This window comes from Wenyingzhuangia gilva, assembly GCF_030519655.1.
GTDB lineage: Bacteria > Bacteroidota > Bacteroidia > Flavobacteriales > Flavobacteriaceae > Wenyingzhuangia > Wenyingzhuangia gilva.
In genome coordinates this window covers 215670-232897 of the sequence record NZ_JAUMIT010000004.1, presented here as the reverse complement: position 1 = coordinate 232897, position 17228 = coordinate 215670, and the positions used below count along the sequence as shown (strand labels likewise).

15 protein-coding genes are annotated in these 17228 nt (G+C 30.8%); all 15 read right to left on the bottom strand.

All coding sequences use genetic code 11. From position 1 onward, the window contains the following. Positions 1 to 2: 2 nt before the first annotated feature. The 15 genes from QVZ41_RS09825 to neuC are packed head-to-tail and all read right to left on the bottom strand — an operon-like array spanning position 3 to position 17227. Positions 3 to 1289, bottom strand: a complete 1287-nt coding sequence (locus QVZ41_RS09825; RefSeq protein ID WP_302884399.1) for a phenylacetate--CoA ligase family protein — start codon at positions 1287 to 1289, stop codon at positions 3 to 5. Continuing rightward, positions 1290 to 2300, bottom strand: coding sequence for a glycosyltransferase family 4 protein (locus QVZ41_RS09820; RefSeq protein WP_302884398.1), 1011 nt, complete (start codon positions 2298 to 2300; stop codon positions 1290 to 1292). It abuts the gene before it with no gap. Then, complete coding sequence (locus QVZ41_RS09815) at positions 2297 to 3643, bottom strand: O-antigen ligase family protein (RefSeq protein ID WP_302884397.1); 1347 nt, start codon at positions 3641 to 3643, stop codon at positions 2297 to 2299. The genes QVZ41_RS09820 and QVZ41_RS09815 overlap by 4 nt, the downstream gene beginning before the upstream one ends. Further along, positions 3637 to 4713, bottom strand: a complete 1077-nt coding sequence (locus QVZ41_RS09810; protein ID WP_302884396.1) for a glycosyltransferase — start codon at positions 4711 to 4713, stop codon at positions 3637 to 3639. The genes QVZ41_RS09815 and QVZ41_RS09810 overlap by 7 nt, the downstream gene beginning before the upstream one ends. Next, positions 4706 to 5824 carry a glycosyltransferase family 4 protein gene (locus tag QVZ41_RS09805; protein WP_302884395.1) on the bottom strand — a complete coding sequence of 373 codons (1119 nt, stop codon included), beginning with the start codon at positions 5822 to 5824 and terminating at the stop codon, positions 4706 to 4708. The genes QVZ41_RS09810 and QVZ41_RS09805 overlap by 8 nt, the downstream gene beginning before the upstream one ends. Next, positions 5821 to 6813, bottom strand: coding sequence for a glycosyltransferase family 2 protein (locus QVZ41_RS09800; RefSeq protein ID WP_302884394.1), 993 nt, complete (start codon positions 6811 to 6813; stop codon positions 5821 to 5823). Before QVZ41_RS09800 ends, QVZ41_RS09805 begins: the two co-directional genes overlap by 4 nt. 4 nt (positions 6814 to 6817) lie before the next feature. Continuing rightward, a complete protein-coding gene (locus tag QVZ41_RS09795) occupies positions 6818 to 8353 on the bottom strand; it encodes a glycosyltransferase family 2 protein (protein ID WP_302884393.1) in 1536 nt (511 codons plus the stop codon). Position 8354: 1 nt separating this feature from the next. Beyond that, a complete protein-coding gene (locus QVZ41_RS09790; RefSeq protein ID WP_302884392.1) occupies positions 8355 to 9494 on the bottom strand; it encodes a glycosyltransferase family 4 protein in 1140 nt (379 codons plus the stop codon). After that, complete coding sequence (locus QVZ41_RS09785) at positions 9485 to 10555, bottom strand: glycosyltransferase family 4 protein (protein ID WP_302884391.1); 1071 nt, start codon at positions 10553 to 10555, stop codon at positions 9485 to 9487. Before QVZ41_RS09785 ends, QVZ41_RS09790 begins: the two co-directional genes overlap by 10 nt. Before the next feature lies 1 nt (position 10556). Beyond that, positions 10557 to 11666 carry a non-hydrolyzing UDP-N-acetylglucosamine 2-epimerase gene (gene wecB, locus QVZ41_RS09780; RefSeq protein ID WP_302884390.1) on the bottom strand — a complete coding sequence of 370 codons (1110 nt, stop codon included), beginning with the start codon at positions 11664 to 11666 and terminating at the stop codon, positions 10557 to 10559. Positions 11667 to 11668: 2 nt separating this feature from the next. Then, a complete protein-coding gene (locus QVZ41_RS09775) occupies positions 11669 to 12262 on the bottom strand; it encodes an acyltransferase (RefSeq protein ID WP_302884389.1) in 594 nt (197 codons plus the stop codon). Beyond that, positions 12259 to 13659 (bottom strand): glycosyltransferase family protein, encoded by a 1401-nt coding sequence (locus QVZ41_RS09770; protein WP_302884388.1) that lies wholly within the window; start codon positions 13657 to 13659, stop codon positions 12259 to 12261. The genes QVZ41_RS09775 and QVZ41_RS09770 overlap by 4 nt, the downstream gene beginning before the upstream one ends. Before the next feature lie 6 nt (positions 13660 to 13665). Further along, positions 13666 to 15366, bottom strand: a complete 1701-nt coding sequence (asnB, locus tag QVZ41_RS09765; protein WP_302884387.1) for an asparagine synthase (glutamine-hydrolyzing) — start codon at positions 15364 to 15366, stop codon at positions 13666 to 13668. A 2-nt stretch (positions 15367 to 15368) separates the two neighbouring features. Further along, positions 15369 to 16067, bottom strand: a complete 699-nt coding sequence (locus tag QVZ41_RS09760; RefSeq protein WP_302884386.1) for an acylneuraminate cytidylyltransferase family protein — start codon at positions 16065 to 16067, stop codon at positions 15369 to 15371. Next, positions 16067 to 17227: a UDP-N-acetylglucosamine 2-epimerase gene (gene neuC, locus QVZ41_RS09755; RefSeq protein WP_302884384.1), complete on the bottom strand. Its 1161-nt coding sequence runs from the start codon at positions 17225 to 17227 to the stop codon at positions 16067 to 16069. Before neuC ends, QVZ41_RS09760 begins: the two co-directional genes overlap by 1 nt. Position 17228: the final 1 nt, after the last annotated feature.

Sequence of the window (17228 nt, the reverse complement as noted above, 5' to 3'; positions counted from 1 at the left end):
ACTTATTCAATATTTGAAATAAAACTTTTAAACTTTCCTTTTGTAGATTGTAATAATACATTTACGCTTATTTCTACTTTCATATCATCACTAAAGTACTTTTCTATTTCTTGTTTTAACAAACTTATTTTATCATCATTTATAGCTTGTTCTATATTAAAATTTAGGAATCCTTTTTTATTCTGAATCACCTGATAATTTAATTTTAACCCTTTGTTTTTTACTAAATTTTTAAAAATATAATAAAAATATAAGCTCGGATATATTTCTTTAAAACCATAAACGTTAGCACCTACTCTACCTGTAACTTCCTTTAAAATATGATGTTTTTTTCCACAAGCACATTTTTCTTCTTTTGATGCCAATTGAATATAATCTCCTAATTGATACCTGATAATGGGAAACGATTTCATTTGTAAATTGGTGACTAAAATCTCCTCATTTACTTCTTCAACCAATACTCCCTCCATATTTAAATGCATATTTCCTTGTGGACATTCAAAAGCTATAATTCCTGATTCTGTAGCTCCATATTCACTGATGATTTTTAGTCCAAAAGCTTTTTGTACTTCTTCTTGATAGGTGTCAAATATCTTTTCAGAAGTTCCTTTGATCATTTTAATGTTTTTAGGCTTTTCCAACCCTCTTTCATTAATTAACTTAGCTGTTTGAAACAACATCGATGAATATCCGTGGATGTATCTTGCATTTTTTAACTTATTAACAAACTGCTGAAATGACTTTTTTTCGTAGCTAAAAATTCTAAATCTGTGTTGTAAAATATCTAAGATTTTCGTTTTTACTTTCTCTTTAAAAGAAAAGTTGAATCCCCAAAAATAACCATTCTTTTCCCATGGATTTACGTTATACCAAGAATACCCTCTAAAAATAGCTGCTCTATTAAAAGAATCTGATTCCTCCTCTCTATTAAAAACCAAAGATTCTCCGGAACTCCCTGATGTTGTGGCTTTAATTAATTTTTTAAAAGAATACTGTGTATGAATTTCTTGAGTATGATCTAACAAATCTCTTTTACTGATGGTTGGAATTTTATGAATATCTTCTAAAGAGGATATCTCAGAAACAGAAAAATGATGGTCATCAAAATGTTTTTTATAAAATGGAGAATGGTCATAAGCAAACTTTATCAATTCTTTTAACTTCTCTAATTGATAAGCTTCCAAATCTTCTAAAGACCAAGATTCACTTCTCTTTAAAAAAGAAAACCAAGAATTAATTGAGGGATTTCTCCATTGCTGACCTAACTTAAATATCCACTTGTAAAACATTTATTTTAAAACTTTTAACCATTGATATTTCACTACTTCCCAATCCATATTTTCGGCCTTTTTTCTTCCTTTTAAAGAAAATTTATTGGCCAAATTTTTATCATTCAACAAATTTATGATTGCATTTGTCATTTGTTCAACATCATTTGGATTGACCAAAAAAGCTTCTTCCTTGTCTTTTATCAAATAAGGAATTCCCCCAACATTAGTTGATACAATAGGCAAACCCAAAGCCATGGTTTCTATCAAACTTACTGGAGTATTATCGATATTTGTGGTATTGATAAACACATCATAATTTTTAGACAATTGATGCCATTCTTGTTTAGGCAAAACTCCTGTAATGATGATACTTTCCTCTAAATGTAACTCTTTAATTCTTTCTTGTACTTTGATCAAAGTTCCATCTCTATCAGGACCAACCATACATAAAGTTGCTTTTGGATAGGTGTTTTTTAATTCGTGCAAAACATTCACAGCCATTACAGGATTGTATATTTCTGCAAAAGCCCTAACATATAATAAATTTGGAGCTAATTGACTTCTCTCTTTAAAAATATAATCTTTTATATTGATGGTGTTTGAAATTAACACACTATCATAATCCTTGTTCTTAAAAGCTGTTTGTAAATAGGCTGAAGGAGAAACATTTATAAATGCATTTTTAAAAATTTTAGCACTCATTTTCGGACTCTTATCTAATCTGCTTGGTAAATTCCCCCCATGTAAAATTGGAACATACTTTGTTTTGAAAATTCTAGCGAGTTGTGAAGTAACAAAAGCATAATAAAAAGCAGAAGTACTAAAAACATCTATCAATATATAATCTACTTTTTTAGCCTGAATCATCACAGTTATAATCATATCCAACAATCTAAAAATTTGATTTTTTTTAGACGAGGAACATATCACATCAAAACCTTCATCAATTAAATTTTGTTTCAACGTAGCATAAGCACTATGATATTTTGATTGATCCGACAAGTCATTTCCTATGTATAATATTCTCATATTCCTGAGGTTGCTAATTCTTCATCATAGTCTTCATCTTCATAAAAGTTAATCAAACTCATACCATAAATAAACCCTGGAAAAGCAATTCGCATGGCAGAGTGATTAATGGTTAAAAACCAAAGCGTAGCAAACCCTACAACAAAACCTTTGTATAAAAGTTTTTGTCTAAAAAAATTAAGTGTTGAAGCATAAAAAAGCAATACTAAAGAAAATAATCCTATCAACCCATGTTCTTCTAAAAGTCTACTCATTTCATTATGTGAGGCTGCTGTCACTTCTCCATCAAATTCTTCTTTTCTTAAATATTTACCTGACCCTACTCCAATTCCAAAAACCGGATTCTCCATAAAAGTTTCTAGCTGTTGTTCAAAAATATCTAATCTACCTGATGAAATATCTTCTTTTTCTACGCCTAAAGAGTTTTTCCCAAGATATCTATTTTCTAACATTCCTCCTGTTACATTGGTACTGTACACCCATATCGTAAGCAAAAAAAGAAACATAATCCCTATGTATTTTAAAAGTTCTAATATCTTACCTCTTGCTACTAAATAGAAAAAAGACAATACTAAAAAAGCTAAAAATCCTGTTAAAATTCCCCCTCTAGAAAAAGTTAATAAACCTCTATAAATTAAATAAAACAGTAAAAAAACATCTACATAAATAGAACCCGTTATTTTTCCTCTAAGCAATAATAAGGTGGTCAGTAAAAAAATACCAAATCCTAAAGCAGTCGCAACTTGGTTAGGTCCAAACCCTCCTGAAGCTTCAAAATTAGCGGTAGAACCAAAAGTAATTTCCTTTAAACTTGGTGTTCTAAAATACAACAAAGTTAGCATAGACATAATAGGCAATAAAGTGAAATACAATATTTCTTTAAATCTATTATACTCAATCCTTCTATTGTAAAAATACATGGCAGAAACTCCTAAAGAAATGGGGCCACTTAAATTAAACACCACTGCTTTTCGTAAAGAAGCATCTGCAGGAATGTCCGAAAATGCAACACCTACCAATAACAATAAAACATACAACCAAAAAATTGCAGGAACCCCTCTTGATTGTTTTTCAACTGCTATCCCAACTAATAAAAAAAGAATGGTTATGTATTTAATCATTTCCCAAGAAATGGTTCCTCCTGTCATTCTCAATAAAACCTCTGCACTTACAAAATAAGAAGTCCATAAAAAAGCTTGATTGTTGTCATTTTTGCTAGCTACAATATCAATAATAGCATAGATCATGATCAAAACAGCTACTAATTTTGGAATGATGGATACCGTTAGCAGAAACCCTGCTAACAAGTGTAAAATAACCAACAAAAGTCTGTTTTTTAACATGCTTTATATGTTTTTAGCAATTTAGAAAAATAGGCACTTTCCGAATAACTTTCAAAAATATGCTTTTGAAATTGAGTCCCCTTTAATTTTCTTAAATTTTCGTCTTGAATATATGTTTCAAGAGATGTTGCTAGTTCCATAGAGTTTTCTTTGGGTACAACTAGTCCATAATTATTCACAACTTTTTTACAATCTCCCACGTTGGTTACCACAACGGGTAAACCAGACAAACCATATTCTAATAAAGATACTGGCAATCCTTCTGAATTAGAAGATAGAACACCTATCGTAGATTGACTCAAGATATATTTTACATCTAAACAAGAACCATAGAGATAAACCTCATTTTCAAGTTTTTCATTTTTAACAATATTCTCTATTTGTTTGGCATAAATATTATCGTGTTTTTGACCAATGAGGTGCAAAGTCCAATCAGGATATTTATTTTTAACAACAGTAAAAGCTTGTAATAAATTAAAGTGATCTTTTTGCGGTCTAAAAGCAGCTACACAAACAATTCTTTTTCCTTCAATACCATTTAAGTGAGTTTTATTTGAAGTGGTATTTAAGTTAGCAAAATTGGCTAAAAAAAGTACCTTTTTACAATATAATTCTTTTTTTGCCCAATGAACCAAAATTTCATTTACCGAAATAATATTTGTAAAAAACAACGAGCCAAATTTTAAGGCTAGAGATTTTCTTTGCTTAATCTCTTCTGCTTTTCCATAATGATCATGCCAAACAATTTTTATTTTAGGCATCATGAACTTTACTAAGACTGCGATAAAAAACGAAGAAGAATGTGCATGAATGATCTTGATTTTATGCTTTTTAATGTAATTCTTTAACATCAACAAAGCCTTAACATCAATAACTCCTTGTTTGTTTAAAAAAACAGTTCCAACTTCTTTGCTTATTTTTTCTTTCAACAAACCTTCTGCTCTCGTTACACATAAATGAGAGGTAATGCCATATTTAGGCAATCCATTAGCTATGTTCACTGCCATCATTTCTGCCCCACCAACCGCAAGTGAGTCTATGATCTGAATTACATTTAAAGGTTTAATCATTCAGTATTTTTTCTATTTCTCTATCAAACTTTTCTAGCGTATACATTCTTGACCAGGTTTTGGCATTGGTTATTTGTAATTTATACAAGTCATGATTTAAAAGGTATTCTTCTATGGCAGAAACCACTTTTTCTACAGAAGAATCCACTACTTTTCCCCTAGTATTATGCCCCAACATATAGGGGATGCAAGACACTTTTGAACTGATAGGCAAACATTCCCAAAACATAGCTTCTGCCACCACTTTAGGCCAACCTTCTGACTTTGAGATAAAAATAAGAAAATGTGAAGTTTGAAAAGCTGCTTTTACCACTTCTTTATTTACATTTCCATGTAGAACAATCTGATTTTCTAGTTGATGTGATGAAATATAATTTTCTATTTCAGTTCTCATCACACCATCACCATAAATGTTTAAACAAACATCATAACCTTTTTTAATAAGTTGATGAGTTGCTTTTACACTCAACAAAGGCTGTTTCCCAACCGTTAAACCACCTACAAAAATTAATTTTATTTGATTGTTTAAATCTTTTTCCTCAATCATTGTAATTTCATGTTGATGATAACTCGCTGTAAAAAATGGAATGATGTTTTTTGATTGGTTTGGCCAATCTCCATAAACCAAAACTTTCATCTTTTTAGTTAAAAGAGTATTTCCAAGTAGCCATTTCTGAAATTTATAAGTAACGGGTTGTTTACTTTCTGGATCCCAATTCCCCGCATATTTAGCTGTTTTAGGTTTTAATGGAAAAAATATTTGCATCAAACAACCTAACAAGCCCACATTACCTGGACAACGCAAATGAATGTGACTACTTTGTTTCATCACTCTATAAATCTGCCAACAAACTTTAGGCATTATCCATAAAGACCTAAAAAAGTTATTGATAGAAGTAATATCAAAATTTGGGATTTCTATCATTTTAATATTGGCATGCTGATAAGCAATTTCAATATTCTCAACCTCATCAATAGAAACTGGAGCCACAATAATGATTTCATCCACATATTTTGCCCACAAATTCATTTCACGAACATAAGGTTCATAAGCATAAAATTGTCCATCTTTAATTTTATGAACAGCATGGGTTATAATTCCGAATTTCATCTTTTTATTATTGGCTTGTTAAAAATTAAGGTTAATAGACCATAACATCTTCCTATAGCTTCGGTAAAAGCTTCTATTTTTTTACTTGAGGTAAATACATTTATAAATCGTAACTTCATCAACACAATAGCAATTGCGTTCCACTTTAAACGAGCTATGATAGATGGATTTTTATATTTTACTCTCCAAACATACCAACCATTTCTGGTCACCATTTTTCCATAGTTAAACTGATTGGGTCTTCCAGCTACATCGTGATGATGTTCTAGTCTTGCTGCGGTATTGATATATATTTTCCCTTTTTTAGCTAATCGTAAAGAAAAATCTGCATCTTCGTACAAACCATATCCTTCGAAATATTTTGAGAATGACAACTCATTAAAAATTTCTTTTCTATAAGAAGCGACTCCCCCCATGATTTGTTCAACAGGATATACTTTATTACTGGGTGGTAAAAAACTAACAGGTCTTCCGTTAGAAAATCTCGGCATCCAACCTGGAGGTGTATTATCTAACAAACCTAACTTTTTTCTCAGCTTAAATCTTGATCCTTCTTTTCTTACCCAACCATCATAGTAAAACTCATCAGATTGCACTTCTTCTGAGAGTTTCCAAGTTACTTCATTGATTATATAACCTCCAACAGCCAAAGCTTCAGGATAAGTTTCATAAGTTCCAATTAAGTATTTAAAATAGTCCGGTTCTAATAAGGTATCATCATCTAAAAAACACACAAAATCAACATCTGTCCTAACACGTTCAATTCCAAAATTTCTTTGTTTTGTCAATCCCCTTTCTTCTGGTGTTACCTTATAATAAGTTAAGTTTTCAAATATGTTTTGAATCAATAACTCCTTAGTTTCATCATTGGTAGAACCATCAACAATTATAATTTCATTAGGATACAAGGTTTGCACAGCTATTGTTTCCAACAAACTTAACAAAGCTTTTGGTCGCATGTACGTGCAAATAATAAGGCTAAAATTCATATGCTTATTTATATCTTACTCCTAAGTTAATCAATGCTTTGGCATACTGTAATGATTTTGAAAACTGTAATTGTTTATATGGCAATTGAATCAATCTAACAGGAATTTTTTTCACTCCACCTTTAAATAAAAACAAAAAGAAATGTTTTACTCTCCATTCTTTTATTTGACTTGGTGTAAAGTGTTTTAAAATACCATAAGTAATGGTTGGACTAGGTTTTGGTACAATATTTTTTACTGGTTTATTTAGCTCCCAAGGTTGTATTTTACGTTTTTTTCCTTTCTTTTTAGCTTCACTTCCCCACCATCTATACCCCCCCAATGGTGGTTTTAAATGTAAATTTGGAGAAAAAGGATTATGCAATAATACATGTCCAGCTTTTAAAATAGACAAACCAAAATCTGCATCCTCACCATAACCACCATCAAAATTCACATCATTTCCAATTAATTCTTGTACCACCTCTCTGCGAACACAAGAATTGGCGTTGCTAAAAATAGAAGACACTCCAACCTTCCATCTTTTATCTTCTATTTTTGCTAACCTCTTTTTTAAATCCGACAAATCTTGATTTACATTTTCTGCCATGACATCCAACCCATTACAAGCAGCTGCTTTGTAGGTTTGAAGTAATCTTATATGATTTTCCACAAAATCTGGCAACACTCTCACATCATCATCAGCAAAAATAATATAATCTCCTGAGCACAATTCAATGGCTTCATTTCTTGCTCTACAACTTCCTTTGCTAGTTTGCCATTTTACAATAACATCAAAAGGAAAATCTTCATTTTTGTAATATTTATCATTTCTTTCCTCTTCTGGAGTAGCATCAACAATTACAGCTTCTTTGATTAGGTAAGATTGATTTTTATGATCTTCTAACAAAATCTGACTATAGGCTTGTCTTCTCATCGTAGGAATGACCAAACTTACTGTTGGTTTTCCTTCAATAGGATTTAAATCTCTAGGTTTAATTGTTTTTTCAACATACTTAACAGCCTTTTTCTTTGCTTGATTATATGCCTTATATTCCGAAGGAAATTTAAAAATTCCTTTTCTCAACATCATATAAAATGGATGTTGTCTTTTAAAATTTTTAAAAAAGAAAGTATATCTATCTTGCTTAGAAATTTGAATATCATTTTCTTCTGATGGAAATAAACCTTTGATGTTTAAAGGGATCCCTGCTTGATTTCTCAACAAATTATATCCAAAATCCAATCCAGACATGATACTAGATTCATATTGTGAATCCAAACCATTTATTTGATTCCATACAGTTTCCCTAACCACAAAAGCGTTTACATTGACTCGCCAACAAACACAATTATCTTGATTTTTTATATCATTTAAAAACCACCAATAGACAGCCGTTTGATAAATCAAATCTTGAAAACAATTGGCAAAACCTTGCTCCAAAGAACTATGCCAAACATCACCAGTTCCTTTAGCCAATTCTTCTAAGATATATAGATTAGGATTTCCATTATATAACAAAACCTCATGATTTGAGGTGATATATTTTTTTAACTGCATGTTATTTTATTATTGATTTGTACATTGCAATATTTGTTGCTATTGATTGCTTTATGTCAAACTCATTTATAATTCTTTGCCTAGCATTTTTTGCCATTTGAGTTGCCTTTACCTCATCGTTTAACAAAGCTAAAACTTTAGTGGTAAATTCTTTTGTGTTTTCTGGTTGTATCATATAACCTGTTTCTCCATCAATCATCAATTCCTTTGCCCAACCAATATTGGAAGTCACTAACATTTTTTCTAGTGCCATGGCTTCTAACCAAGTCATGGGAAAAGCTTCGGCAAAACTTGGTAATAAAACAATTTCTGCTTGTTGAATATAAGTGATTACTTCTTTATAAGGCACTGCACTTTTATAGGTGGTTCTTTTTAAGGCTTTTTCTGATAAAATCTCTTGTATCATTTCTAAAGTTGAAACTTTAGAAAAAACATCTTTATTGTCTTTTCCTAATAAAGTCAATGTTACCTCATCATCTTTTTCAACCAATTCATTAAACATTTTAGCTATTTCTAACACTCCTTTTTTGCGAACTAGCGTTCCGAAATACAATAATGATTTTGGTTTTATATTTTGATGATTTGGAGAAAACCTATCAACATCTATTGCATTATAAACAACTTTTATTTCTTTATTTATATTAAATAATTGCTTTGTTTTTTGGGACACAAACTCACTCACCCCAACTATCTTGTCTGCTCCATTTAAAGCCTTTTTTTCAAAAAACTTATTTTTGGTTTTTACTTTTCTGTTTTCTAAATCACAAAAATAAGTATCAGATCCATGTAAACGAATCACCAACGGACAAGTAAACTTCATAAATGCCGTGAAACCTGTCCATTCTGGAGCTTCTATCACTTCTATGTTTTTTTTAGAAATGATATTATTTACATATTTATTAAAATATCTTCTGTTGGTATACCAGGTAATTCCTTTAACAGCTTTCTTTTTTACTAAATGAATTTCTACTCCATTTTCTACTAAGACTTGTTCTTTAGGTTGACTATGAACAAACACCGTTACTTCACAAGAATAATGGACTAATTGTTCGGCTAAACCCTTAGTAAAAGTTCCAATTCCACCTATATTTCCTTTAAAGGCTTCTAACGGATATTCTGGTGTGATGAAAGCTATGTGCATGGGAGTAGTTTTATGTGTTCTGAAACCATTTTATCCAAATAAAATTCTTGTTGGATTAATGTAGCTGTGTCATCCGTAATATTTTTTTTATCTGTAATAACCTTTTCTAAAATAGAAGCCAAGGCCTTAGAATCACCAGGTTCATAAATAAAACCATTTTTACCATTTTCTAAAACTTCTAAATTACCACCAACTGTAGTTGTAATTACAGGAACGTTTGCTGATAAACTTTCTAGAATAGACAAACTAAAACATTCCATATATGTTGGTTGAATCATATAAGCATAATCACAAAATAATTCATTTAATTTAGCTGAACTTCCTTTAAAAAAAATAACATCCTCTAAACTATATTTAACTGTCAAATCTCTAAGTACTTGTTCATAAGGCCCTTCTCCATATATATCAACAACCACATTATTTAATGCCGAATTATCAATTAAACTGAATGCTTTGATTAAATCTTGAATTCCTTTAGAAGCCCTTAAATGAGAGGCAACTATAAATTTATTTTTATTTTCTTGTGTTCTTTTTATAAAAACTTTGGTATCAATTCCGTTATAAACAACTTTGGTTTTATCCTTTAGAAAAGCTCCATAATCATTTAAAATATGATTCACAGTATATTGAGACACCCCTACAAATTGATGAATATATTTAGCGTATAAAAGTCCAGCAATTCTTTTTTTTATTCTCTTTTTTAAAGGAAAACCTTCTAACGGTCTTGGGTTGTGATCTACCGCTATGATGTTTGCGTTAGGATATAACTGATGACATTCTTTGTAGAAAGAAGTACATAATTCAGTAAAATGTGTCACTATCGCCTCATAGTTGTTGTTTTTTGAAATGTTTTGATTCAAAAACAACTGTTCTACAGAAGCTCCTTCTGCACTATAAATATTCATTCCTTTATAAAACTCAAACGATGTGTAATTTGTAAAATACCAATCTACCTGTATATCCATCTCTATCAATTTTTGATTATATGATTGATAAAAACGATCCATTCCTCCAATTCTATCAGGGCGAAGTACGTAATTACAGATAACCGCTATTTTCATTTTATAATGATTTTAAAGCTTTTGCTATTTGTTTAGAAGCAGTTCCATCACCATATGGATTTTTATTTCCTATCATATTTTGATAAGTTTCTTGATTATCTAAAAGTATAAAGGCTTCTTTTAAAATTTTGTTTTTATCTGTTCCTACTAACTTAACTGTTCCTTGCGCTACGGCTTCTTGTCTTTCTGTTACATCTCTTGTAACCAAAACGGGCTTTTTTAAAGATGGAGCTTCTTCTTGCACGCCACCACTGTCTGTAATAATTAAATAAGATTGATTTAACAACCAAATAAAAGCCTCATAATCCAAAGGAGCAATTAGTAAAATATTAGAATGATTTCCCAAAGTATCATACACCACTTTTTGTACATTCGGATTTAAATGTACCGGATATATTAACTGAACATCCTTTCTATCTGCCAATTCTTTTAAAGCACTACAAAATTCATAAAACTTATCTCCAAAATTTTCACGTCTGTGTCCGGTAACTACAATGAGCTTTTGATTCTTTTTAATAAATTCCTTTATTTCTTGAATATCTTCTCTATGCTCATTTACATGATGAATCCCCCATAACAAAGCATCAATGACTGTATTTCCAGTAATGTACACAGATTTTGAGTTTACTCCTTCATTGATTAAATTTTGAGCAGATTGTTTTGTAGGAGCAAAATGCACATCTGCCAAACGACCTGTAATTTGTCTATTGATTTCTTCTGGAAAAGGAGCCCGTTTATTGTAAGTTCTTAAACCTGCTTCTACATGTCCTACTTTAATTCCTCTATGAAACGAAGCCAAAGCCACCATACTACTAGTAGAAGTATCTCCATGAACTAATACCAAATCTGGCTCAAAATCTACCAAAACCTCATCAATAGCAGTTAGTATTCTTGCACTTAATTGATTTAAGGTTTGATTGGCTTTCATCAAACCTAAATCATAGTCTGGAATGATTTTAAAAAAAGCTAATACCTGATCTAACATTTCTCTGTGTTGAGCAGTGACACAAACTTTTGTATCAAATTCACTATGCTGATATAATTCCTTCACCAAAGGTGCCATTTTTATAGCTTCTGGTCTAGTACCAAATACTACGAGTATTTTTTTCATCTTTACCAATCTTTTCTCCAATCGATGTCTTCTTTTACAACTTTTGACGGATTTCCTATTATTATCGTTTTTGGTTTCATAAAGCTTTGGGTAACAACAGTGCCCAAGCCTACTAAATTAACATCTACTATTTTCACACCTGGAGCAATAGAAACATTTGAACCTATATAAACATTATCACCAACAACAACATCTAAATTCTTACCTAATTTTGTACTTACGGATCCATGAGTCCATATTTGACTATTTTTTCCTGCTAACCATGAATTTTTACCTATAACAACATTATTATATAAATCAATAAAATGATTATTTATAATCCTACTATTTTCACCTATGCTAAAATCAGCAGTTCCCATTATTCTATTCCCGCTATGAATACTTACATTTTTCTCTATTTTTAACACGTTACAAGAGATATGATTATTATCTCTTATTAACACATTATCCCCTATGATTACTTTTTTAGCATTAATAATACTTTTTCCTATTTTAACACTTCTACCAATTTTATACTTAAAAAATATTTTATAAAATAGAATCCTCAAATAATTCGAAGGCAGTCTTTTGACAATAAAAAATAATATTTTTTTCATGCCAACTGTTTTAATTCTTTTACAATCCTTTGACTTGTTCCCTCTAATGGAGCACCTATTTCTAAATCTAACAAAGCTTTTCGTTTAGTTTTCCTTAAACTAGGATTCTTTATCGCCTCTTCTAATTGCTCATGTAATTCTTTTTCATTTTTGGCAATAGTAACAGCTTCACTATCTACCACATATTTGTAATGGGCATAGTTTAAAAACTTTTGATCATCGTACAATCCATTTTCTTTATTTCCAAAAACAGTATTGATTACGGGTTTATCAAACAACATAAAATCTAAACTCATGGTAGAAAGCATATTCACATTTACTTCACAATAAGCCAATATTGCTCTTAAATCTTTTACGTCTTCAATAGATGGTAATCGTTGTGACCACGCTTCTGCATGCCCCTCTCTAGCTAAAATCCATTTAGGAACATTCCATTTAATTTCTGGTATTTCAGCTTTTAATTGTTCAAAACGTTTTCCATCTTCTGCTGGTGATGTTCTTATCAACAACTGTAAATTCTCTAAAGAGTTCTTTTTAATATATGACCATACGGAACGAATATGAACCTCATCATTTCTACCTATGTCTGCATCTGCACAACTGTAACAAATAGTTTTTTTAGAAGAATCTAATTTAAATTTATTGTAAAACTCTTCACGAGTTATAAAATATTCATCCTGCACATATGGCTCAAACTGAGGCGTACCCACAACTTTTACATTTTTGCTTATAGTACTTGGGTAAAAATGCAATAATTCCTTCTTCATTAAATCACTCCATACCATATATCCGTCAAACTCTCCTAGCATACGTCCTTTTGAAGCTAGGTTGTCCCAACTAAAAATAAAAGAATTGGTTTTTATTTTTAGTGTTTTGGCCAAATACAGCAAGGGTGCTAAAAAAGGAGGTCTCTGGTGCGTAAAAAACAAAATATCTGGCGACTCATTGTTTAATAAAACTTTAAACTCCTGTGTTACTTTGTCTTTTTTAAAACAATAAAACTGAAGTTTTTCATAAAATTTAATATTATTCTCGGAGTGAAATAACTTAGTAATTGCATAAGCTAGCTTAGTTAACAAAGATCGTAATGAGTTTGTATTAGGATATCCTCTTGTTAAATTATCATTGATTCCATAATAATCTCTATGCAGGTACATATGTGCTAGTTCTTTTAGCTTTCTAAAAAACCATACACTTTTATTTTCTATATATAGCGGTAACTCAACTACTTTAACATTACTAGGAAATTCAATATTATTCATTCCAGAAATTGGAATTCCAGAAAAAACAACCACATTTTCAAATGCTAAACTTACTTCTGAAATAAATTTACTTAGAATAAAATTTCTACTTCCAACACCGTCTGTAATGACAACTCCAATTGTTTTCCCTTTCATTATTCATTAATTTAAAATACTAGTATTTAACCATTGCCATATATGAAAACTAGAATCTTTATCTCCCTCTCTATATTTATCAACCTCTTTATCTAATTCAGAAAAATTAAACCACGTAGCTATATTGCTGTTTTTTAATTTATATACTGCATTTTCCACATCATCCAAAAGTTCTTCTCCTAACCATTCTCTTTGAGGAGTTTGTAATGGTCTTTTAGGTGCATAGGTAATTTTATCACTTAAAAATTCTGAAACCAGCTCTCTCAACAAATACTTTTGAACTCCATTTTTAATTTTATACTCAATAGGTTGTGCAAAAGCAAACTCTACTAATCGATAATCTAAAAAAGGTTCTCTCAATTCAGTACTATAAGCCATTGATACACGATCATTAAACCTTAAAGCTCTTGGTATTTTGGTATAAAATAAATCTCTATATTGTTTGTTTAGCACATCATCTTTAAAAAAATTAGGATAATTAGGTTTTACTGCTTTCTTTAAAAAAGTAGACTCTAAAACATTTGGTCTAAAAGGAGATTTAGAAATTCCTTGGATGGTATTATTATTATTTTGAGTATAATAATCATACCCGGCCCATTGCTCATCCATTCCCTGCCCATCTAACAACACTAAGGAATTTTGTTTTCTAGCTTGTTTAAAAATTTGGCTATAAGCAACAGTTGGTATTCCTCCACAGGGTTCATCTTGATGTTGTGCAATAAATTCTACTTTTTCTCTTAATTTATCTTTAGGACTTAACAACACTTTGTTTAAAGGATTTTTTGTTAAACCTATCATTTCTTCCACCCATGGCAATTCATCATACCTTTCATCATCTGTGTAAAAAGTATAAGCCTTTATGTTTTTTCCTTTTTCTAATTGATTTACAAAAGCCAATAATGTAGAACTATCTAGTCCTCCACTGATATTAAAACCTACAGATACATCCGCTCTAAATCTTATAGAAATACTATCCAATAAAAGAGTTTTATATATTGATTTGGCTTCCTCAAATGATATTATCTTTTGTTGATGTTTTTTTACTTCTTCTTTAAAAAAATACCATTTACTAATTACTAATTGATTATTCTTATGTTCTAAATAATGCCCCCCTGGTAATTGCTCTATTTGATTCCAAAATGTTTCATTAGGCATTCCATAAGAACCATAAGTAAAATAACTTGCCCATACTGTTTCATTAGGATTTCTTGGGATACCAGCTGCATGTATGGCTTTAATTTCTGAAGCAAAATACAATGTATTTTGTGAATGGTGATAATAAAAAGGTTTTACACCAAAACGGTCTCTTGCAGCAAATAAAGTTTGATCATTTTTGTGCCAGATAGCAAAAGAAAACATCCCGTTAAATTTATGTAAACAATCTTTTCCCCATTTTATATAACTTGCTAAAAGTACTTCAGAATCTGAGCTTGTTTTAAAATTATAAAAAGAAAGCTCTTTTTTAAGCTCTATATAATTATAAATCTCCCCATTAAACACCAATACATAATTACCACAATTACTCTCAAAAGGTTGATTTGAATTTGCTGATAAATCTATAATTGAAAGTCTATTGTGTCCTAAAAAAGTATTGGAATCTTTCCAACTCCCCATATAATCGGGACCTCTATGCTGCTGTTTTTGCAACATACTATCTAAACATTTTTGACTTGCATCAGTCCCAATAATTCCAGCAATACCACACATGTTTAGTTTTTTATTTTTTTAAACAATTCTTCTGCTTTCGCCCAATCTTCCATCGTATCTATATTTACATACCATTCTTTAGGAGACTCTATATAAGCAACACTATTTCCATATAAAGAATCTTGTTCTAAAAGAACCGAAGTTTTGGTTATATAAATACTACCATCTCTATGGTAAGCTTTAGGTAAATCTTGTCTCCTAGAAATAATTTGCTCATCACCAGTCGCTATTTTTAAATTTCCATTAGAAGATTCTTCAAACACCCAATGAGGATTGTATTCATGTGGTACTTCTTGTACAGAAACTAAACTATCCGTATCTGCCTTTATAAACTTTTCAATGGCTTTATTTAAAAAATCAACCGTTCTAAAGGGACTGGTTACTTGTAACAAACAAACAGCATCAAAGTCAACACCGATACTTTTATAATACGTTAAAGCATGTTGAATTACAGGTAAAGTTGGGGTTGTATCTATAGCTAGATCAGAAGGCCTTTTAAAAGGAACCACAATTCCTATTTTTTTTGAAACCTCTATAATCTCATCATCATCACTACTTAAAACAACTGTATCAATCCATTTACTAGCCAAAGCAACCTCAGAAGTGTATTGAATCAAAGGTTTTCCTCCCAATAATTTAATATTCTTCCTAGGAACTCCTTTAGAACCTCCTCTGGCGGGTATAATTCCTAATACTTTCATTAATACACAATTGTTTTATGAAAAGTTAATGTAGTCTCTGCAAGTATATTGGCTATTCTTTGTCCTGATTTTCCATCACCATAAATATTTTCTGATACAATATCTGTAACTGAAATTCTGTTCTGAATGCTTTTTATGATTTCATTTTTATCATAAACGGTATCCAACACATTATTTCCTCTTTTTCTTTTATTTTGACGTGTTCCTATGTTTACCACAGGTACGCCTAAATAAGAACACTCACGAATACCCACACTAGAATTCCCTATCAAACATTTACTATTTGTCAATAATTTTAAAAAATCATTAGGTTCCATGTTTTTAAAAAAATGAATATTTTGTGGTTTGTGTATTTCTCTAAAAGACCTTATTCCTCCAGAAGTTCCATCAGAACCTGCATCTACATTGGGCCAAAACCAAAAAGTAGGCATGTTTAATTCGTGAACCGCTTTTAAAGTTTCTTCTACATCTTTTCTTGCCGATGCATATTCTGTGGTTACAGGATGTTGCATCACTACAAGGTATCCTTGTTCTTTCCAATTAATTTCTACTCCAACACCTCCGTATTTTTGAATAGGGTCAAAATCTAAAGTTGGATTCTTTTTAATTTCATCTGCCAAATCTATTGACGGACATCCTGTATTAAAAACCATCTCTGGATTTTCTCCCATTTTTAAAACTCTTTGCTTAGCATCTTCGGAAGCCACCAAATGTACATCTGCTAATTTGGTATTGGCATGACGAACTTTTTCATCTATATTTCCCGTAACTTCTCCTCCCTGAATATGTACTAATGGAATGTTTTGATAAGCAGCAGCAATACTTGTTGCGATTGTTTCAAATCTGTCTGCAATGGTTACCACAGCATCTGGTTGTAAGCGATAAAAAACATTGGCCAATTCCATGACTCCTAATCCTGTAGTTTTGGCCATAGAAGTAGGATTTTCGCCTTCTAAAACCATAAAAACCTTTTCTGCTACTTTAAAACCATCTTTTTCTATATAGTCTACTGCATTCCCATACCTACCCAATAAAGCGGAACCAGCAATCACCAATTGTAACTCTAAATCAGGATGATTTTTAATGGCTATTAACGCCGTTTTAATTCTACTATAAGATGGACGTGCAGTCACAACTACACATATTTTTTTAATGGCCATA